A 19,352-nucleotide genomic window follows, 5' to 3' on the forward strand; every position below is an offset into this window, starting at 1 on the left:
GGCGCCGGCAGGCGAGGTACGACGCCCGCAGGGCCGGATCGACGATGCCGGCCGCGTCCAGCGCGTTCACGTGCGCGGCCGCGTCGAGCGAAAGATGCTCATCCGCCGACGATCCGCTCGGCGGCGAGCCGGCCGCTGACGAGCACCATCGGTACGCCGATGCCCGGCTGGGTCCCCGACCCGGCCAGCACCACGTTGTCGAGCAGCAGGTTGCCCGGCCGGAACGGCCCGGTCTGGCGGAACGTGTGCGCTGCCCCGAACGGCGAGCCCGCCGCAAGCCCCTGCCGCTGCCAGTCGGCCGGCGTCACCGCACGAGAAACCTCGACGGCGTCGGAAAAACCCACGTAGCCCAGCGCCCCGAGCCGGCCCACGACCTCCTCGCGGAACCGCGGCCCGATGACGTCCCAGTCGACCTGCCCGTCGAGGTGCGGTACTGGCACCAGCACGTAGTAGGCCTGCCTGCCCGCGGGCGCGAGTGACGGGTCGGTGCGGGTCGGGTTGGTGACCAGCAGCGACGGGTCCGCCGGCAGCCGGCGCCGCCGGATGAGCTCGTCGAACGTCGAGCGCCAGGCGCGACCGAAGTGCACGTTGTGGTGCGCGATGCGGGAGTAGGCCGCGGACGAGCCGACGTGCAGCAGGAAGCAGGAGGGGGAGTGGCGCAGCCGCCGCGGCCGCTCGGCGGCCGCCGGCAACAGGTCGCGCACCGCGGCCGGCCGGTCGCCCGCCAGCACCACGACGTCGGCCGGGAAGCGCCGCCCGTCGGTCGTGTGCACGGCGACCGCCCGCCCGCCGCGCACCTCGACCTGCGTCACGGCACAGCCGAAGTGCAGGTCGGCCCCGTGCTTGGCCGCCGCACCGGCCAGCGCCTCGGGCACCGCGTGGATCCCGCCGGCGGGAAACCAGACGCCCTCGACGGTGTCCATGTAGGAGATGACCGCGTAGAGGGCGAGCGCCTCGAACGGCGACACCCCGGCGTACAGCGCCTGGAACGAGAACAGCCGCCGGGTCCGTGGATCGTGCAGGTACGACGCCACCTTCGGCGCCAGCCGCCGGAAGCCGCCCAGCGCCACCAGCCGCGCCAGGTCCGGCACCAGCAGGGACAGCGGCGAGTCGAGATTGCGGTCGATGAACGTCCGCATCTCCACGTCGTACAGCCGGCGGGTGAAGTCGACGAACCGGCGGAAGCCGTTTGCCTCGCTCGGGCCGCAGAGCTGCGCGATCTCGGCGGCCGTCTCCTCGACCGATGCCCGGACGTCGAGCGTGCTGCCGTCGGGGTAGTGCGCCCGGTAGGCCGGGTCCAGCCGGCGCAGCTCCAGCCAGTCGTCGAGCCGCTCGCCGACGCAGCCGAGCGCGTCGGCGACGAGCCCCGGCATCGTCAACACGGTCGGTCCGGTGTCGAACCGGTAGCCGTCGATCTCCAGCCGACCGGCCCGCCCGCCCGGCGCCTCGCCGCGCTCGAGGATCGTCACCTCGCGACCCGCGCCGAGCAGCCGGAGGGCCGCGGACAGCCCGCCGAGACCGGCGCCCACGACGACCACGCGGCCGGTCGGGCCGACGACCGTGCGCACGCCTGAAACCCTAATGACCGGGGCCGGCAGCCGGCCTCCGAGGCCCGCAGACCCGAAAAACCTCTCGCATGGCGATTGGTCCCTCCGACGCCGGGTACGGCCGCGTCTAGTGATGACACCCGAACGAAAGGCTTGGCATTCGGGTCGAATCACTACTAGCGTGCCCCGATATCGGGGTTCCCCGCCGATGGCGTCACTAGAAGACGGCGCACAGCCGAGGGTCCGTCGGCGCCGCAGCGATCGGAGGTCCACGCACGTGCAACCCCCCGCCGACCCCTACCGGTCCTCGGCCGGGCTCGCGACGGCCGCCTCGGGCAGCACGGCGTGCGTCGCCCACGACCCCGCGTGCACCCCGCCCGGTGCCGACGACCCGGCGGCCGACCAACCTCCCAGTAGACAGGCCGGAGTGGCCCACCCGGCGCCGTTCACTCCGGCCGAGATCCTGCAGCAGGCAGGTGCGGAGAACTTCCCGGTCGCACCGTGGTTCCTGCCCCGGACCTATCGCCGGCACCTGACCGCCGTCTACGGCTTCGCCCGCCTCGTCGACGACCTCGGCGACGAGGCCCGCGGCGACCGGGCCGCCTTGCTCGACGCGTTCGAGGCGGACCTGATCCGCGTCTGGGACGCCCAGCCGGAGACCCCGTTGCTGCGGGCGCTGCAGCCCACCGTCCGCGAGTGCGGCCTGTCCCGCGAGCCGTTCCTGCGCCTGGTCGAGGCAAACCGGCGCGACCTCACCGTGCACCGCTACGAGACCTACGACGACCTGCGCGGCTACTGCGCGCTGTCGGCCGACCCCGTGGGCCACATCGTGCTCGAGATCTTCGGTGTTTCCACGCCGTCGCGCATCGCGCTGTCCGACCGCGTGTGCACCGCGTTGCAGATCGTCGAGCACTGCCAGGACGTCGGCGAGGACCGCCGCAACGGCCGCGTCTACCTGCCGCAGGAGGACCTGCGCCGCTTCGGGGTGAGCGACGACGACCTGACCGCCGCCGTCGCCGGGCCGCGGCTGCGTGCCGCCCTGGCCTTCGAGGTCGACCGCGCCGGCGCGCTGCTCGACGAGGGGACCCCGCTGGTCGCGACGCTCACCGGCACCGCCCGGTTGGCCGTCGCCGGATTCGTCGCCGGCGGGCGCGCGGCGATCGCGGCCATCCGGCGGGCCGACCACGAGGTGCTGTCGGCCACCCGCAGCCCGCGCAAGCGGGTCGTGGCGACCGAGACCCTCGGCGTACTCCTCCGCCACCGGCCCGCGAGGAGCGGCGCATGACCGCTATCGCACCGACCGTCGACCTCGCCGCCGCCTACCGGCACTGCGAGGAGGTCACCCGCCGCGAGGCGCGCAACTTCTCCTACGGCATCCGGTTGCTGCCGACCGACAAGCGGCAGGCGATGAGCGCGGTCTACGCGTTCGCCCGCCGCATCGACGACATCGGCGACGGCGACCTGCCGGCCGACGAGAAGCTGCGCCTGCTCGCCGACGCCCGGGCCGCTCTCGCCACCGTCGGCGAGCGCACCGACGACCTCGTGCTCGTCGCGCTCGCCGACGCGGCGAAGCGCTTCCCGATCCCGCTCCCCGCCTTCGGCGAGCTGATCGAGGGCGTCGAGATGGACGTGCGCGGCGTGCGCTACGAGTCGTTCGACGATCTCGTGCACTACTGCCGCTGCGTCGCCGGCTCCATCGGCCGGCTGTGCCTGGCCATCTTCGGCGCCGACCGCTACGACGAGGCCGCGCCGCTCGCCGATGCGCTCGGCGTCGCGCTGCAGCAGACCAACATCCTGCGCGACATCCGCGAGGACCTCGGCAACGGCCGGATCTACCTGCCGCAGCAGGACCTGCGCCGGTTCGGCGTCGACCTGCAGCTCGCCGCCGACGGCACCGTCGAGGGACCTCGCGACCGGCTCGTCGACCTCATCGAGGACGCCGCGGCGCGGGCGGAGACCTGGTACGCCGACGGGCTGCGCCTCCTGCCGATGCTCGACCGGCGCAGCGCCGCGTGCTGCGCCGCGATGTCCGGCATCTACCGCCGGCTGCTGGCCCGTATCGAGGAGACCCCGGAGGTCGTGCTGCGCGAGCGCATGTCCCTGTCCGCGTGGGAGAAGATGACGGTCGCTGCGCGCAGCCTCGCCGGGGCACGCACGTGAGCCCGCAGCTCGGCGCGCAGCCCCAGAGCCGCGTCGTCGTCGTCGGGGGAGGCCTCGCCGGCATCACCGCCGCGCTGGACCTCGCCGACGCCGGCCACGCGGTCACGCTGCTCGAAGGCCGCCCGCGGCTCGGGGGAGCGACCCACTCGTTCCGCCGCGCCGAGCTCGGCGGCATCGACGTCGACAACGGCCAGCACGTGTTCCTGCGCTGCTGCACCGACTACCGCGGGCTGCTGCAGCGGCTCGGCGTCGAGCACCTGACGACCCTGCAGCCGCGCCTCGACATCCCCGTCGTCGAACCGGCTCGCGGTCGCACCGGGCGGCTCACCCGCAGCAACCTGCCCGCACCGCTGCACCTCGCGCCGGCGCTGCTGCGCTACCGGATGCTCTCGCCGGCCCAGCGGGTCAGCGCCGCCCGCGCCGCGCTCGCGCTGGGCAAGGTCGACCCGACCGACCCGGCCGTCGACGCGCGGTCGTTCGGCGACTGGCTGACCTCGCGCAGGCAGAGCCCGCAGGCGGTGGCCGCGCTCTGGGAGCTGGTCACCGTCGCGACCCTCAACGCGCGGGCCGACCGCGCGTCGCTGGCGCTCGCCGCGACGGTCTTCCAGATCGGCCTGCTGGAGTCGCCGGACAACGGCGACATCGGCTACGCCGCCGTACCCCTGCAACGGCTGCACGGCGACGCGGCCACCAGCGCGCTCGAGGCCGCAGGGGTCGACGTCTACCTGCGCCGCCGGGTCACCGGCATCGGCCTCGGTGGCGCCGGCTGGGTCGTCGGCACCGACGCGGGCCCGGTCGAGGCCGACGGTGTCGTGCTCGCGGTCCCCTCGGACAGCGTCGCCGACCTCGCGCCCGCCGGCGCGTTGCCCGACCCCGAGGCGCTGCGGCGGCTCGGCAGCTCGCCGATCGTCAACGTGCACGTCGTCTACGACCGCCCGGTCATGGACGCGCCGTTCGTGGCCGGTGTCGGTACGCCGGTGCAGTGGGCGTTCGACCGCACCGCGGCGTCCGGGCTCGACCCGGCCACCGGGCAGTACGTCGCCGTGTCGGTGTCCGCCGCCGACGACTGGATCGGCCGGCCGGCCGCGCAGGTGCGCGAGGCGTTCGAGCCGGCCCTGCAGCAGATGTTCCCCCGAGCACGGGAGGCCCGTGTGTTGTCGTTCCTCGTCACCCGGGAGCGCGCCGCGACGTTCCGGCAGGCGCCGGGCAGCGCGGCGCTGCGCCCGGGTCCGGCCACCGCGCTGCCCGGCCTCTACCTGGCGGGCGCATGGACCGCGACCGGCTGGCCCGCGACGATGGAGGGCGCGGTGCGCAGCGGTCACGCCGCCGCCCGCGCTCACCTCGCCGCGCAGCGGCGCCGCGAACCGGCCCGGGTCGCGTCATGACCGCCGCGACGATGTCCTCCGAAGGCCCAGGCCTACCCGCTCCGTCTCAGGTCCCGGCGTCGCTGGCCCGCGGCCGGGAGCTGACCACGCCGGCCCTGCGCGCGGCGGTCGACGGGCTGTCGCCGCAGATGCGGCTGGTCAGCGGCTACCACCTCGGCTGGCTCGCCGCCGACGGCAGTGCGATGCCGGGCTCGGGCGGCAAGGCGGTCCGCCCGGCCCTCGCCGTGCTCTCGGCCGAGGCCGCCGGTGCGCCCGGTGAGGTCGGCGTACCTGGTGGTGTCGCCGTCGAGCTGGTGCACAACTTCTCGCTGCTGCACGACGACCTGATGGACGGTGACACCGAGCGGCGGCACCGCGCGACGGCGTGGACGGCGTTCTCCCCGTCACTCGCGATCCTCGCCGGTGACGCGCTGCTCGCCCTCGCACAACAGGCGCTGCTCGAGGTCGGCAACGACCGAGGCCTCGCCGCTGCCCGGCGGCTCGGCATCGCCACCCAGGACCTCATCACCGGCCAGGTCGACGACCTGGCCTTCGAGAGCCGCAGCCACGTCGGCGTCGACGAGGTGCTCGCGATGGCGGCCGGCAAGACCGGCGCCCTGCTCGCCTGCGCCGCGTCGATCGGCGCCGAGCTCGCCGGCGCCCCGGCCGCGCTGGTCGACGGGCTGGCGGCCTACGGCGCGCACCTCGGCCTCGCCTTCCAGCTGGTCGACGACCTGCTCGGCATCTGGGGTGACCCGTCGGTGACCGGGAAGCCGGTGCTGTCCGACCTGCGCTCGCGCAAGAAGTCGGTGCCGGTCGTCGTCGCCGTCAACGCCGGCGGCAGCGCGGCCCAGGAGCTGGCCCGGATGCTCGGCGACGAGCGGCCGCACGACGAGGACGACCTCGTGCGCATGGCCGGCCTGGTCGAGGAGGCCGGCGGTCGCGCCTGGACCGTGACGGAGGCGCGGCGGCAGCTGGACGAGGCGCTGTCCCGGCTGCGGCTGCTCGACATGCCCGATCCCGTGCGCGACGAGCTCGGCGCAGTCGCCCGATTCGTGACCACCCGGGAGTCCTGAATTGACCCTCGCTGCAGACCGCCCCGCACCGCAGCGCACCCGTGACGACCTGCGCGTCGAGGCCGACACCCTCGACGTCGCGCGGATGACGCTCGAGCGAGCCCGCGACCACCTGCTGTCGCTGCAGGACGCCGCCGGCTGGTGGAAGGGCGAGCTCGAGACCAACGTCACGATGGACGCCGAGGACATGCTGCTGCGCCACTTCCTCGGCATCCTCGAGCCGCAGCGCACCGAGGAGTCGGCGCGCTGGATCCGTTCGCAGCAGCGACCCGACGGCACCTGGGCGTCGTTCTACGGCGGGCCGGCCGAGCTCTCGACGACGATCGAGGCCTACGTGGCGCTGCGCCTCGCCGGCGACGGCCCGCAGGAGCCGCACATGCTGGCGGCCTCGTCGTGGGTCCGGGCCAACGGCGGTGTCGAACGCAGCCGGGTCTTCACCCGCATCTGGCTCGCGACCGTCGGCCGGTGGGACTGGGCCGACCTGCCGGTGCTCCCGCCGGAGATGATCTTCCTGCCGTCATGGTTCCCGCTCAATGTCTACGACTTCGCCTGCTGGGCGCGGCAGACGATCGTGCCGCTCACGATCGTCAACGCACTGCGCCCCCAGCGGCCGCTGCCGTTCGACATCGACGAGCTGCTCACCGGCGAGGAGCGGCCGGCGGCCACCGGGCCCTTCGGCACGCTCGACCGGCTGCTGCACGCCTACCACCGGCTGCCGGTGCACCCGTTCCGCCGGCTCGCGATGCGCCGCGCCACCGAGTGGATCCTCGCCCGGCAGGAAGCCGACGGCGGGTGGGGCGGCATCCAGCCGCCGTGGGTCTACTCCCTGCTCGCGCTGCACCTCATGGGCTACTCGCTCGACCACCCGGCGATGCGGGCCGGGCTGGCCGGCCTCGACGGGTTCACGATCCGCGAGCAAACGCCCGAGGGCTGGGTAGTCCGGCTCGAGGCGTGCCAGTCCCCGGTGTGGGACACCGCGCTGGCGATCAACGCGCTGGCCGACGCCGGCGTCCCGGGAGACGACCCGGCGATGGTCCGGGCGGCGCGATGGATCCTCGACGAGGAGATCACCGTCGCGGGCGACTGGGCGGTCAAGCGTCCGGATCTCGCACCGGGCGGGTGGGCGTTCGAGTTCGCCAACGACCTCTACCCCGACACCGACGACACCGCCGAGGTCGTCCTCGCGCTGCGCCAGGTCGACGCGCCCGACCTGCGTCCCGCCATCGACCGCGGGATCGGCTGGACCGTCGGCATGCAGTCGCGCGACGGCGGCTGGGGCGCCTTCGACGCCGACAACACCCGCAAGGTCGCGACCCGGCTGCCGTTCTGCGACTTCGGTGAGGTCATCGACCCGCCGTCGGCCGACGTCACCGCGCACATCGTCGAGATGCTCGCGGCCGAAGGGCGCGCCGGCAGCCAGGCGGCACGCCGCGGCGTCGCGTGGTTGCTCGACCACCAGGAGCCCGACGGCTCGTGGTTCGGCCGCTGGGGCGCCAACTACGTCTACGGCACCGGCGCAGTCGTGCCCGCGCTCGTCGCCGCGGGCCTGCCCGGCGACGCGCCGCAGATCCGCCGCGCCGTCGAGTGGCTGGTGCGGCACCAGAACGACGACGGCGGCTGGGGCGAGGACATGCGCTCCTACGTCGACCCCGACTGGATCGGGCGCGGCGACTCGACCGCCTCGCAGACCGCGTGGGCGCTGCTGGCACTGCTCGCCGCGGGTGCGCACGACGACGAGGCGACCGATCGAGGCATCCGCTGGCTTGCGGACCACCAGACCCGCGAGGGCACCTGGGACGAGCCGCAGTTCACCGGCACCGGGTTCCCCGGCGACTTCTACATCAACTACCACCTGTACCGGCTGGTCTTCCCCATCAACGCCCTCGGCCGGTTCGTGCGGCTCGGCGCGCGAACGAAGGAACAGAGCGTGCGGCTTGGCGCGCGAACGAAGGAACAGAGCGTGCGGCTCGACGAGGAGAGGAAGGGCCGATGATGCGCCCGTCCCGGCGATCGGTAGCCAAGCCGTCGCGGCTCCTGCGCCGCTCGGCGCCCGAGCCGTCGTCGCTGGTCGTCGCCACCGCGCTGTCGTTGGAGGCACGTGCCGTACGCCGCGGCCTCCAGGGCTCCCAGGTGCTCAAGAGCGGCATGGGCGTGCGCAAGGCCGCGAAGCTCGCCCGCACCCTCGGCGCCTCCCGCTTCGACGCGCTGGCCATCACCGGCCTGTGCGGCGGGCTGCGCGACGAGCTCGAGCCGGGCGACCTCGTCGTGGCGAGCGAGGTGCGCAGCGAGTCGGGGGAGGCGCTCGCCTGCCCGTCGGCCGACCTGCTGGCCGGTGCGCTGCGCCGGCGCGGGCTGCGGGTGCACGTCGGCCCGATCCTCACCGCCGACCATGTGGTCACCGGTGCGGAGCGAGTGCGGCTGGGCCGCGACGCGCTCGCGGTCGACATGGAGTCCTACGAGCTGGCCCTCGGTGCGGGCGGCCGGCCGGTCGCCGTCGTACGCGCGGTCGTCGACAACGGCGCGCACCCGCTGGTCAGCCGCGACACCGTGCGCACCAGCCTGGCCGCGCTGCGCAGCCTGCGGGAGGTCGGCGCCGCACTGGTCGACTGGGCCGACGCCGCCGCCGAGCGCACCGTGCTGCTCGCCGGGCCGCGGTCGTTCTGCGCCGGGGTCGAGCGGGCCATCCAGATCGTGGAGCGCGCGCTGGAGCGCTACGGCGCACCGGTCTACGTGCGCAAGCAGATCGTGCACAACGCGCACGTCGTCGCCGACCTCGAGAGCCGCGGCGCGGTGTTCGTCGACGAGCTCGAGGACGTGCCGGCCGGGGCGAACGTCGTGTTCAGCGCGCACGGCGTCGCACCGGCGGTGCGCGACACGGCCGACTCGCGCGGCCTGTCGGTCATCGACGCCACCTGCCCGCTGGTGACGAAGGTGCACAGCGAGGCCCGGCGGTTCGCCGCCCGGGGCGACACGGTCTTCCTCATCGGCCATGCCGGCCACGAGGAGGTCGAGGGCACCCTCGGCGAGGCGCCCGACCGGGTCGTGCTCGTCGAGGACGCCGCGGCCGCCGCGACGGTCGACGCACCGTCGACCGGCGGCATGTCCTACCTGATGCAGACCACGCTGGCCGTCGACGAGGCCAGCGAGGTCGCCGACGTCCTGCGCTCGCGGTTCCCGCAACTGCAGGCGCCGCGGTCCGACGACATCTGCTACGCGACGTCCAACCGGCAGCAGGCGGTGCGCGAGGTGGCCCGCGACGCCGACCTCGTCCTCGTCGTGGGTTCGGAGAACTCCTCCAACTCCCAGCGGTTGGCGGAGGTCGCGCGTCGCGAGGGGGTGCCGGCCTACCTCGTCGACGACACCAGCCACATCGATCCGGCCTGGCTGCACGGCGTACGCACCATCGGCGTGACCGCCGGCGCATCCGCACCACCGCACCTCGTCGACGCCGTCGTCGGGGCGCTGTCCGGGCTCGGCCCGGTGACCGTCACCGAACGTTCGGTCGCGGTCGAGACCGTGAAGTTCAACCTGCCCAAGGAGGTGAGCTGAGCGTGGGCATGCCTCTTCGGCAGAACCTGCGACTCGGGGGATATCTGCTCAAGCAAAAGGTGCTGCGGCGCGACAAGTTCCCGCTGCTCGTGGAGCTCGAGCCACTGTTCGCCTGCAACCTGCACTGCGCCGGCTGCGGCAAGATCCAGCAGCCGCACGACGTGCTCAAGCAGCGGATGCCGGTCGAGCAGGCCGTCGGTGCCATCGAGGAGTGCGGCGCGCCGATGGTCTCGATCGCCGGCGGTGAGCCGCTCATGCACCCGCAGATCGACGAGATCGTGCGGCAGCTGATCGCGCGCAAGAAGTTCGTGTTCCTCTGCACCAACGCGGTGCTGCTGCCCAAGCACCTGCACAAGTTCGAGCCGTCGCCGTACTTCGCCTGGATGGTGCACATCGACGGGCTGCGCGAGCGGCACGACGAGTCGGTCTGCAAGGACGGCGTCTTCGACCAGGCGGTCGAGGCCATCAAGATGGCGCAGGCGCGCGGCTTCCGCGTGATGACCAACACGACGTTCTTCAACACCGACACGCCGCAGGACGTCATCGACGTGCTCGACTACCTCAACGACGAGCTCGGCGTCGACCACATGCAGATCTCGCCCGGCTACGCCTACGAGAAGGCGCCCGATCAGGAGCACTTCCTCGGCGTGCAGGAAACCCGCGAGCTGTTCCGCAAGGCGTTCGACAACGGCCGGCGCAAGAAGTGGCGGCTCAACCACTCGCCGCTGTTCCTCGACTTCCTCGAGGGCAAGGTCGACTACGACTGCACCGCCTGGGCGATCCCGTCCTACTCGCTGCTCGGCTGGCAGAAGCCGTGCTACCTGATGAACGACGGCTACGTGTCGTCGTACAAGGAGCTCATCGAGGACACCGACTGGGACGCCTACGGCCGCGGCAAGGACCCGCGCTGCGCCAACTGCATGGCGCACTGCGGCTACGAGCCGACCGCGGTGATGGCGACGATGAGCTCGCTGCGCGAGTCGATTCGGGCCATGATCGACGTGGCGTAGCTCGCCGCCGGGTCGCCCGACCTCTGCCGGTCACGGGCGAAGCGTGCCGGCCGGTCACGGGCCGAAGCGCCGCTCGAGCGACCGGTAGACGCCGGGCGCCCCACCGCGCAGCCGCGCCGGCAGGCCGAGCCAGCGCGGCACCACCTGGTGCGGCCGGCCGGTGCGGGCGGCCAGCACGATCGCGTCGGCGACGCGTCCGGCCGCGATCGGCCGGGGGAAGCTGCGGGTGTACGCCGCACCGCGACGGGCGAAGAACGGCGTGTCGATGACGCCCGGCGCCACCGTCGACACCGAGACGCCGTGACCGGACACCTCGGGCCGCAGCGAGTCGGCGAAGGTGTGCACGGCCGCCTTGGTGGCGGCGTAGACCGCTTCGTCCTTGACCCCCGTCAGGCCGGCGATCGAGGTGACGAAGACCAGCGCACCGCGGCGGCGGGTCAGCATGCCGGGCAGCAGCAGCCGGGTCAGGTGCAGCACCGCTCGCAGGTCGACGTCGAGCAGTGCGTCGACGCGGCCCGGGTCCATGTCGGCGAAGGCGCCGGCGTGCCCGATGCCGGCGTTGTTGACCAGCACGTCGATGTCGCCGGCCTGCTCGGCGACCCGCTGCGCACCGGCCGGATCGGCCAGGTCCGCGACGATGGCGCGCCCACCGGTGCGCTCACAGGCGCCCTGCAGTGCAGCCTCGTCGCGCCCGGTGACGACGACGTGCGCGCCGGCCGCCGTGAACCGCTCGGCGGTCATCCGGCCGATGCCGCTGGAGCCCCCGGTGACGAGGACGGTTGCGCCGGCCAGCTCCACGCGGCCGACGCTATCGGGTCAGCCCGGTGCGAGGCGGGCAGCAGCGGGGCAACGGACCACAGCAGGGGAGCGAGCGCGTGAGCGAGCGGCCCGGAGCCGCTTCGCCGGCGATCATGCAGAGATCGTTGACCGTCCGGGCGGGTTAGCCTGGTCCGATGTCCAGCGTGCCGACGATCCGCGAGCTGCTCGCCGGCGGCACCCGCTCGTTCTCCTTCGAGTTCTTCCCGCCGAAGACGCCTGACGGCGAGCGGCAGCTGTGGCAGGCGATCCGCGAGGTCGAGGCGCTGCACCCGACCTTCGTCTCGGTGACCTACGGTGCCGGCGGGTCCACCCGCGACGGCACCGTGCGGATGACCGGACGCATCGCGACGGAAACGACGCTCACCCCGGTCGGGCACCTGACCGCGGTCAACCACTCGGTCGCCGAGCTGCGCCGGGTCGTCGGCCAGTACGCCGACGCCGGCGTACGCAACGTCCTCGCCTTGCGCGGCGACCCGCCGGGGGATCCGCAGGCGGACTGGCAGGCGCACCCCGAGGGGGTCTCCTACGCGGCCGAGCTGGTCGAGCTGGTGCGCTCGATCGGCGACTTCTGCGTGGGGGTCGCGGCGTTCCCGGAGAAGCACCCGCGGGCGACCGACCTCGACACCGACGTGCGCCACTTCGTCGCCAAGTGCCGTGCCGGCGCCGACTTCGCCATCACGCAGTTCTTCTTCGACGCGAGCGACTACCTGCGGCTGCGCGACCGGGTCGACGCGCTGGGCTGCAGCGTGCCGATCATCCCCGGCGTCATGCCGGTGACCAACATCCGTCAGGTCGCGCGGATGGCGCAGCTCTCGGGTGCGGCGCTGCCCGCTGCCGTGGTCGACCGCGTGCGTGCGGTCGAGGACGACCCGGCCGCCATGCGCGCGGTCGGCATCGACCTCGCGACGGAGCTCTGCGACGTGCTGCTCGCCGAAGGTGCGCCGGGGCTGCACTTCATCACCCTCAACCGGTCGACCGCGACCCGGGAGATCTACCTGCGGCTGGGGCTCGGGCCGGGCCGCCCGGACGTCGCCGGCGTCTCCGCGCGCGCCGGTTGAGGTGGACCTCGACGACTACCTGGCGCGCTGGCAGGCGCTGCACGGCGGCTACGACCCGCGCGCAGCCCGGCTGACCGGCGCCTGGCTGCGGGTCGTCCACCGAGTCGCAACGCCACTGGCAGCCCGGCGGGTCTCGCCCGACGCCGTGACGTGGTCGTCCCTGGTGCCGGCTGCTGCGGCGGTCGCGACGGCGTACGCCGGAGGGCGCTGGCCGATCCTCGGCGCGTTCCTCGTCGTGGCCGGCGGCGTGCTCGACGGGGTCGACGGTGCGGTCGCGGCGATGACCGACCGGAGCACCCGGTTCGGTTTCGTGCTCGACTCGCTGGCCGATCGGGTGGTCGACGGCCTGCTCCTGATGTCGCTGTGGCTGCTCGGTGCGCCCGGCGGCCTGGCGATAGGAGCGGGTGCCGCGCTGGTGCTGCTGGAGTACACCCGCGCCCGCGCCGGCTTCGCCGGCATGAGCGAGATCGGGATCGTGACGGTGGGGGAGCGGCCGACCCGGCTCGTCCTTGCGGCAATGACATTCCTGGTGTGCGGCCTCGTGCCCGGTCACGAGGCGGTCGCTGCCGCGGGCGCGGGCGCAACCCTCGCCGCCTGCCTCGCCGGGCTGGCACAGCTGCTCCCCGTCGTACGCCGCACCCTGCGCTGACGCCTCGCAGCCTCAGGCGGGGCCGATCAGGCCGGCCACGATCGCCGCGGACTGTGCGACGAGCGGCAGGCCGCCGCCCGGGTGCGCGGACCCGCCGACGAGGAAGAGCCCGGGCACCGGAGATCTGTTGGCCGGCCGCAGGAACGCCGCCCGGGCGCCGTTCGACGACGTGCCGTAGATCGAGCCGCCGGGGGAGCAGGTGGCGCGCTCCAGGTCGGCGGGCGTGCGCCACTCGTAGCAGGCCAGCCGGTCGCGCACGTCCAGGCCGCGGTCGGCCATCAGCGCCAGCAGCCTGTCGGCGTAGCCGGCGGCCAGGCCGGGCGCGTCCCAGTCGACGCCGCGCGCGGGGTCGTGCCGCGGCGCGTTGACGAGCACGAACCACGCCTGCGCGCCGGGCGGCGCGAGCGACGCGTCGTCGGGCGCGCTGACGTAGATGGTCGGGTCGTCGACGGGGCGCGGCTCCCGGCCGAAGATCGCGTCGAACTCCGCGTCGTAGTCGGCCGGGAACAGCACGGTGTGGTGTGCCGTGCCGGGGGTGCGGCCGCGGATGCCCAGCAGCAGCACGAAGCCCGACAGCGAGGGGGTTGCGCGCGACAGCCGGCGCAGCTGGTCGGTCCGCGGCAGCAGCTCGGCGTAGAGCCGGCGCGCATCCACGTCCGACACCACGACATCGGCGGGGAGGTGCTCCCGGTCGCCGAGCCGCACGCCGTCGACCCGGCCGCCGGCGGTCGTGATGACGGTGACGGTGGCGCCGGTGCGGATGCGTACGCCGCAGGACACCGCACGTTCGTGCAGGGCGTCGGTGATGCGGTGCAGGCCACCGCGGACGTACCACGCGCCGAAGCGCTGCTCGACGTAGGGCACGACCGCGAGCGCAGCCGGGGCGCGTCGCGGGTCGGAGCCGGTGTAGGTGGCGTAGCGATCGAGCAGCAGACGCAGCCGCGGGTCGCGCAGATGCCGCCGGCCGACGTCGCGCAGCGACCGCCAGGGCGCGACGGTCAGCAGGTCGCCGGGTTGCCGGGCGGCCAGCCGCAGCAGCGTCGACGGGCCGTCGAGCGCCGACTCGACGAACGGTCGGCGGGTGACGTCCCAGACTCTCTCCGCGTGGGCCAGGAGGTGCAGCCAGTCGTCGCCCGCGCCGGCGCCGAGCGCGGCGTCGATCGCGGCACGGATCTGCGGCAGGTCACCGCCCGGCAGGTCGAGCAGCGTGCCGTCGGCGAACCGGTAGCGTGCCACCGGGTCCAGCGGCACCAGCTCGACGGCGTCGTCGAATGCGGGATCGCGCCGGTGCTTGCGGGTCTTCATGAACAGGTCCCGGAACGTCGCGGGCAACGTCAGCAGCGACGGTCCCGTGTCGAAGACGAACCCGTCACGTTCGTAGCGGCCGAGCTTGCCGCCGACCGTCTCCGCCTGCTCCACCAGCTCGACGTCGTGCCCGAGCGCCGCCAGCCGCGCGGCGGCGGCGAGCCCGCCGACTCCGGCGCCCACCACGACGACCCGGCTCACGGCAGCGGCCGGCCCTTCCACTGCAGCCGCCCCGCGGCGTGCTGCTGCAGCGACCGTGCGGTGAGTGCCACCAGCGTGAGCACCGACAGTGGGTGGGCGAACGCGTCCGGCAGCACCTGCGACGCCGTGCACCGGCCGGTCACGACCCGGCCTGCGACAGCGGCCAGATAGCCGGCGAGCCCGATGCGCGACCCGCGCAGTGCGGCGGCAGGAGGTACGACGTAGAGCCCGAGCAGCAGTGCGCAGACACCGAGCGCACCGGCAGGTGAGCCGAACGCCGCCCACAGCGACTTGCCGTAGCCGTCGACGAGATCGGCGGCGCCGTCGTACATCCGGCAGGTCGCGACGTCGCTCCCGTCGGCGAAGCCGCCGCGGGCGCCGTGCCGTCTCAGCACGCGAGCAAGTGCGACGTCCTCGACCACCGCGTCACGCACGGCGGCATGCCCGCCCGCTTGCCGGTAGCCGGCTGCATCGACCACGAGAAACTGGCCGTTGGCCGCGCACAGCGAGGGGCGGGGCGACGACTCCGACAGCCGTAGCGGGAGGAACGTCAGCCACGACCACTGCAGCAGCGGCTGCACGAGACGTTCCGCGACGGACCCTGCCTGCTGCTGCGGGTACGGCGAGACGAAGCCGAGGTTCGCCCGGCGCAGCAGTGCGACCGCGCGGGCCACGGCGTCCGCCTGCAGCACGACGTCGGCGTCGACGAAGACGAGGACGCTGCCGGTCGCCGCGTCGGCGAGCTGCCGGCAGGCATGGGGCTTGCCGAGCCAACCGGGCGGCAGCGGTCGACCCGGTAGCGGCGCGCGACCGGCCAGCTGCTGCACCGCTGCCGCGGTTGCGTCGGTCGAGCAGTCGTCGAGCACCAGCAGCTCGACGTCGGCCAGATGCGCCTGCCGCAGCAGGGACTGCAGGCAGGGCTGCAGCCGGTGCGCCTCGTTGCGCAGGGGCAGCAGCAGTGACACGCGTTCGTCGACGTCCGACGCCGGTGGCAGCCGGCGCAGCAGCAACGTGTTGACCGCGCTGTGCAGCGACAGGGCCGCAGCGGCTGCCGCAGCGGTGCGCAGCAGGACCCTCATCGGCGCCGCAGCGAGAAGGCAAGCGGCAGCGCCACCGTGCCCATCGCCGCCCCGCCCCATGCGGCGACCGTGCGCCGCCGCAACCACGCCAGGTTGAGCAGCACCGACGAGCCGTAGGTCCACAGGTAGAGCGCGTGCATCGGCCGGTCGTCGACGTCCGGGCGGTCGGGCAGGCGTGACAGCGCCGCCATCATGGCCAGCGCGACCACTGCCCAGCCGGCGAAGTTCGTCAGCGGGATCTCGGCTACTCCGGGCAGGACGACGCCGACGGCATCCCATCGCCAGTGCCCGGCAGTCACCATCTGCGGATCGAGGAACAGGTCCCAGGACGCCAGCGCGACCGCACCCAGCAGCAGCCGGGCGGTCCGGCCGGCGGCGATCCGCCGCGCGGCGAGCAGCGCCGGGTAGCCCATCATCGTCCAGGCCAGCGGGATGACCGCGGGGACGCCGAGCACCGCCGGACCGAGCGTCCCGCTGTAGGTGTAGCGCCCGAACGGCCGGCCGGTGCGGGTGCCGATCGCCTCGACCAGCAGCCCGCCCCCGGCGGTGACGAGCACCAGCAGCACGGCGTACGCCGCACCCCGCCAGGCGACGGCGTGGGTGATCACGGCGAGGAAGAACGCGACGACGGCGGCGATGGTGAGCACGTCGCGCAGCTCGCCGTCGACCAGCGGGTAGGGCACTTCCAGCAGCACCGCCGCACCGGCGAGCGCCCATGGAAGCCGAGGATTCACGAACGTCAACCTAGCGACGGTGACGGCGTCCGAGGTCGCGCAGCAGCACGTGCGCCGCCGAGCGGCCGCTGGCGCCGAACACGCCGCCGCCGGGATGGGTCGACGCGCCGCACAGGTACAACCCCTCGCAGGGGCCGCGGTAACCCGACCACTCGGGCAGCGGCCGCCAGGCGAACATCGCGTCGAGCGCCATCTCCACGTGCATGACGTTGCCGTGCAGCAGACCGAGCTCCCGCTCGAGATCGAGAGGGGTCTGCACGTGCATCTGCTCGACCCCGCCGGCGAACCCGGGGGCGGCCGCGTCGAGTGCGGCGACCAGCTTCTCGCCCTCGCGCCGGCCGATCGTGTCCCACTGCTCCCCGGTGGACAGGGCGTAGGGGTGCCACTGCCCCCAGATGGTCACGTTGTGCCGCCCGGCCGGCGCGATCGTGTCGTCGAAGGCGGAGAACGTCATGGCCAGCACTGCCGGCTCGCTCGGCGGCAGGCCGGCGGAGAACTCGCCGTGGGCACGCCGCAGCTGCTGCCGCGAGCCGCACACGAGCTGCAGCGCGCGATAGCTGTCGTCGCTCGCCGCGGGGTAGCGGGGCAGGTCGCGGCAGGCCAGCCGCACGACCATCCCGATGCCGTTGCCCACGCGCACCTGCGGCGCCTTGTGCCGCAGCAGGTGCGGGTCGCCGAGCAGCGCCAGCGTCGTCAGCACGTGGCAGCCGGCGACGACCCGGCGTGCGGCGACGAGGTCGCCCGACTCGGTCTGCACGCCGGTCACCCTGCCGTCGTACTGCAGGATGCGCGCCGCGCCGTCGCCGAGCCGAAGCGCCCCGCCGTACGACGCGAAGCGCCGCGCCAGCGCCTCCGACAGCCGTCCGCTGCCGCCGACCGGGTGGCCGGGCGGGCAGCGGTGCAGCATCGTGCCCCACCCGACGAGGTCGGCGGTCGCGACCTCGTGCGTCGGCGGTCCGGACTGCGCACCCAACCAGGCCAGCGCGGTCTTGAGGCGCTCGTCGGTGAACCACGCGTCGAGCAGGGCGTCGGCCGGCTGGAGGAACTGCCGCGCCAGCTCCAGTCCGGGCAGGCCGGTGTCACGGCCGACGCCCCAGAGCCGGCGGCCGAGGTTGCGACCGGTCGGCGGCTCGGCGAAGGCGGCGAAGATGCGCTCGTTGCGCGCACCCCAGTCGGCGACGAACCGCGCGTAGGCATCGGCGTCGCGCAGCCCGCACATCGCCTCGATCGACGCGCAGGTGCGGTCGACGTCGGCCCAGAAGGTGAGCGCCTGCTGCTCGCCCGGCGGACCGAACGGCGCGAAACCCCACGGGTCGAGGTCCTGGTAGACCAGCCCGCAGTCGTCGAGCGCCAGGTCCTCGACGATGCCGGTCTGCCGGATCATGATGTGCGCGCTGGACCCCCGGTCCATCCGGTATCCGGCAAAGCGCTCGACGGTCGAGACCGCGCCGCCGACGACCGTGTCGCGTTCCACGACCTCGACGTCGAGCCCGGCGCGGGCGAGGTAGCAGGCGGCGACCAGTGCGTTGTGCCCGGCGCCCACGACGACGACGTCGCGCACTAGCCCGCCTGGGAGCGTGCCTCGACGGGCAGCGGCGCGCCCATGATGCAGAACTGCTCGACGCCGCCGGGGAAGCGGTAGTCGCAGAGCAGGTCGACGAACCCGAGCGACCGGTAGAGCCGCCGGGCCGGCGACTCGCGGTCGTGCGTCGACAGAAGTGCGGTCGGCTGGCGAGCCTGGTCGAGCATCGTCGACAGCAGTTGCCGGCCGATGCCCTGCGCCTGGTACGCCGGCCGCACGTGCAGCTCGACGACCTCGAAGGAGTCGGCGACCCAGTCGGCGCCGTCGGCACCGAGCGCGACCGCGACCGCGTCGTGCCACCACTGCCCGCTGCGTCCAGGGTAGCCGTAGCCGAACCCGATCAGCCGGCCGTCGTCTTCGACGGCGAGGACCGCGATGACACCGCCGTATCTCAGGTGCTGCTGCAGCATCGCCTTGCGCTGGCTCGCCATCTGCGGGGGGCGTTGCATGGCCTCGGCGTAGACGGCGATCGCCTCGTCGGCGTAGGCCGCGAACCCTTCCGCGTCGAGTACCTCCAGCCTCATGCGCGAGTCTCTCCCCAGCCCGGCAGCCCCGCAACGTCGAGGACGGCGAAACGGGCGAACAGCTCCTCGGCGTACCAGCCTTCGGCGCGGGTGCGGGCGACCACGTCGCGATGCGCGTCGCGGCGGTAGGCGAAGTCCTGCAGCGCGCCGACCTCCTCCCAGAGGCTGAACGTGCCCTGCAGGCCGACGGGTGCCTCGCCGATGCCCATCGCGTAGCGCAGCCCGGGTGCCGCACGTAGCTCGCCCGCCACCGCCGGCAGCGACCGCCAGAAGCGCGGGGCGGTACGCGGCCGAAGCCGCGCGCGCGTGATCGACGCGACCGGACCGGTGTGAACCGAATCCGCCACCGGCCGGCCGAACGGCAGGCCGCGCGACCACATTCCCTTGCTGGACAAGGGTTTCAGCGTTGCCGACCAGCCGCCGGTGGCGAGCGACGCCCAGCGACGCGCGACCGTGGTGCCGTCGAATGCGGCGGCATCGCTCGCGCGCTCCCACGACAGCAGCAACGCCCAGCGGTCGGGGGTCGCGTCACGCAACCGCATCGTCGCGCCGTCACCGGTGCCCAGCACCTTGGCGAACTGCACTCCGGGCAGCCGCCGCAGCGCCGCCCGGTCACGGGTCACCCGCACCAACGCCCGCGGCACCCGCGGCAGGGGAAGCTGCCAGACGTGCAACGTCACCACGGCGGGCGCCGG

At 73.9% G+C, this 19,352-nt stretch carries 17 protein-coding genes and 1 pseudogene; 10 read left to right on the forward strand and 8 right to left on the reverse strand.

What is annotated here, in order from left to right; genetic code table 11:
• Positions 1-98 precede the first annotated feature (98 nt).
• Complete coding sequence (gene crtI / locus VFJ21_05390) at positions 99-1,568, reverse strand: phytoene desaturase family protein (protein HET7406557.1); 1,470 nt, start codon at positions 1,566-1,568, stop codon at positions 99-101.
• A gap of 256 nt (positions 1,569-1,824) precedes the next feature.
• Here crtI (VFJ21_05390) and hpnC point away from each other — a divergent pair, with 256 nt between their 5' ends.
• The 8 genes and pseudogenes from hpnC to hpnH all read left to right on the forward strand — a co-directional run bounded on the left by hpnC (position 1,825) and on the right by hpnH (position 10,706).
• A complete protein-coding gene (gene hpnC, locus VFJ21_05395) occupies positions 1,825-2,832 on the forward strand; it encodes a squalene synthase HpnC (GenBank protein ID HET7406558.1) in 1,008 nt (335 codons plus the stop codon).
• Positions 2,829-3,707 carry a presqualene diphosphate synthase HpnD gene (gene hpnD / locus VFJ21_05400; GenBank protein HET7406559.1) on the forward strand — a complete coding sequence of 293 codons (879 nt, stop codon included), beginning with the start codon at positions 2,829-2,831 and terminating at the stop codon, positions 3,705-3,707. The genes hpnC and hpnD overlap by 4 nt, the downstream gene beginning before the upstream one ends.
• Complete coding sequence (hpnE, locus tag VFJ21_05405; GenBank protein HET7406560.1) at positions 3,704-5,092, forward strand: hydroxysqualene dehydroxylase HpnE; 1,389 nt, start codon at positions 3,704-3,706, stop codon at positions 5,090-5,092. Before hpnD ends, hpnE begins: the two co-directional genes overlap by 4 nt.
• Positions 5,089-6,147 (forward strand): polyprenyl synthetase family protein, encoded by a 1,059-nt coding sequence (locus VFJ21_05410; protein ID HET7406561.1) that lies wholly within the window; start codon positions 5,089-5,091, stop codon positions 6,145-6,147. Before hpnE ends, VFJ21_05410 begins: the two co-directional genes overlap by 4 nt.
• A 1-nt stretch (position 6,148) precedes the next feature.
• Positions 6,149-8,140, forward strand: a complete 1,992-nt coding sequence (gene shc, locus VFJ21_05415; protein ID HET7406562.1) for a squalene--hopene cyclase — start codon at positions 6,149-6,151, stop codon at positions 8,138-8,140.
• Positions 8,140-8,670 (forward strand): annotated as a pseudogene (locus tag VFJ21_05420) (hypothetical protein). Before shc ends, VFJ21_05420 begins: the two are co-directional and overlap by 1 nt.
• Before the next feature lie 54 nt (positions 8,671-8,724).
• Positions 8,725-9,696: a 4-hydroxy-3-methylbut-2-enyl diphosphate reductase gene (ispH, locus tag VFJ21_05425; protein ID HET7406563.1), complete on the forward strand. Its 972-nt coding sequence runs from the start codon at positions 8,725-8,727 to the stop codon at positions 9,694-9,696.
• Positions 9,697-9,704: 8 nt separating this feature from the next.
• Positions 9,705-10,706, forward strand: coding sequence for an adenosyl-hopene transferase HpnH (gene hpnH, locus VFJ21_05430; GenBank protein ID HET7406564.1), 1,002 nt, complete (start codon positions 9,705-9,707; stop codon positions 10,704-10,706).
• A gap of 54 nt (positions 10,707-10,760) precedes the next feature.
• Here hpnH and VFJ21_05435 read toward each other — a convergent pair whose 3' ends face one another.
• On the reverse strand, positions 10,761-11,504 hold the full coding sequence (locus tag VFJ21_05435; GenBank protein ID HET7406565.1) for an SDR family NAD(P)-dependent oxidoreductase: 744 nt from the start codon (positions 11,502-11,504) through the stop codon (positions 10,761-10,763).
• Between the two features lie 155 nt (positions 11,505-11,659).
• Here VFJ21_05435 and metF point away from each other — a divergent pair, with 155 nt between their 5' ends.
• Together metF and VFJ21_05445 are read left to right on the forward strand one after the other, a co-directional pair.
• The gene (metF, locus tag VFJ21_05440) at positions 11,660-12,583 is read left to right on the forward strand and encodes a methylenetetrahydrofolate reductase [NAD(P)H] (GenBank protein HET7406566.1); all 924 of its coding nucleotides are present in this window, start codon (positions 11,660-11,662) and stop codon (positions 12,581-12,583) included.
• Position 12,584: 1 nt separating this feature from the next.
• A complete protein-coding gene (locus VFJ21_05445; protein HET7406567.1) occupies positions 12,585-13,232 on the forward strand; it encodes a CDP-alcohol phosphatidyltransferase family protein in 648 nt (215 codons plus the stop codon).
• A 12-nt stretch (positions 13,233-13,244) separates the two neighbouring features.
• Here VFJ21_05445 and crtI (VFJ21_05450) read toward each other — a convergent pair whose 3' ends face one another.
• From crtI (VFJ21_05450) to VFJ21_05475, 6 genes are read right to left on the reverse strand one after another with little or no spacing between them, the layout of a single operon-like run.
• On the reverse strand, positions 13,245-14,738 hold the full coding sequence (crtI, locus tag VFJ21_05450; GenBank protein ID HET7406568.1) for a phytoene desaturase family protein: 1,494 nt from the start codon (positions 14,736-14,738) through the stop codon (positions 13,245-13,247).
• Positions 14,735-15,817 (reverse strand): glycosyltransferase family 2 protein, encoded by a 1,083-nt coding sequence (locus VFJ21_05455; GenBank protein HET7406569.1) that lies wholly within the window; start codon positions 15,815-15,817, stop codon positions 14,735-14,737. Before VFJ21_05455 ends, crtI (VFJ21_05450) begins: the two co-directional genes overlap by 4 nt.
• Positions 15,814-16,551, reverse strand: coding sequence for a carotenoid biosynthesis protein (locus tag VFJ21_05460; protein HET7406570.1), 738 nt, complete (start codon positions 16,549-16,551; stop codon positions 15,814-15,816). The genes VFJ21_05455 and VFJ21_05460 overlap by 4 nt, the downstream gene beginning before the upstream one ends.
• A gap of 10 nt (positions 16,552-16,561) precedes the next feature.
• Complete coding sequence (locus VFJ21_05465; protein HET7406571.1) at positions 16,562-18,112, reverse strand: NAD(P)/FAD-dependent oxidoreductase; 1,551 nt, start codon at positions 18,110-18,112, stop codon at positions 16,562-16,564.
• Positions 18,112-18,657 (reverse strand): GNAT family N-acetyltransferase, encoded by a 546-nt coding sequence (locus tag VFJ21_05470; protein HET7406572.1) that lies wholly within the window; start codon positions 18,655-18,657, stop codon positions 18,112-18,114. Before VFJ21_05470 ends, VFJ21_05465 begins: the two co-directional genes overlap by 1 nt.
• Positions 18,654-19,340, reverse strand: a complete 687-nt coding sequence (locus VFJ21_05475; protein ID HET7406573.1) for a monooxygenase — start codon at positions 19,338-19,340, stop codon at positions 18,654-18,656. Before VFJ21_05475 ends, VFJ21_05470 begins: the two co-directional genes overlap by 4 nt.
• Between the last annotated feature and the right edge of the window lie 12 nt (positions 19,341-19,352).

Source organism: Mycobacteriales bacterium (assembly GCA_035690485.1).
In the GTDB taxonomy this organism is placed as follows: Bacteria; Actinomycetota; Actinomycetes; order JAFAQI01; family DASSKL01; genus DASSKL01.

Bases quoted from the DNA above. Each gene is read 5' to 3' on its own strand.
- metF (HET7406566.1), top strand. From the start codon at position 11,660: ATGTCCAGCGTGCCGACGATCCGCGAGCTGCTCGCCGGCGGCACCCGC.
- VFJ21_05455 (HET7406569.1), bottom strand. From the start codon at position 15,817: ATGAGGGTCCTGCTGCGCACCGCTGCGGCAGCCGCTGCGGCCCTGTCG.
- hpnD (HET7406559.1), top strand. From the start codon at position 2,829: ATGACCGCTATCGCACCGACCGTCGACCTCGCCGCCGCCTACCGGCAC.
- VFJ21_05470 (HET7406572.1), bottom strand. From the start codon at position 18,657: ATGAGGCTGGAGGTACTCGACGCGGAAGGGTTCGCGGCCTACGCCGAC.
- hpnH (HET7406564.1), top strand. From the start codon at position 9,705: ATGCCTCTTCGGCAGAACCTGCGACTCGGGGGATATCTGCTCAAGCAA.
- VFJ21_05410 (HET7406561.1), top strand. From the start codon at position 5,089: ATGACCGCCGCGACGATGTCCTCCGAAGGCCCAGGCCTACCCGCTCCG.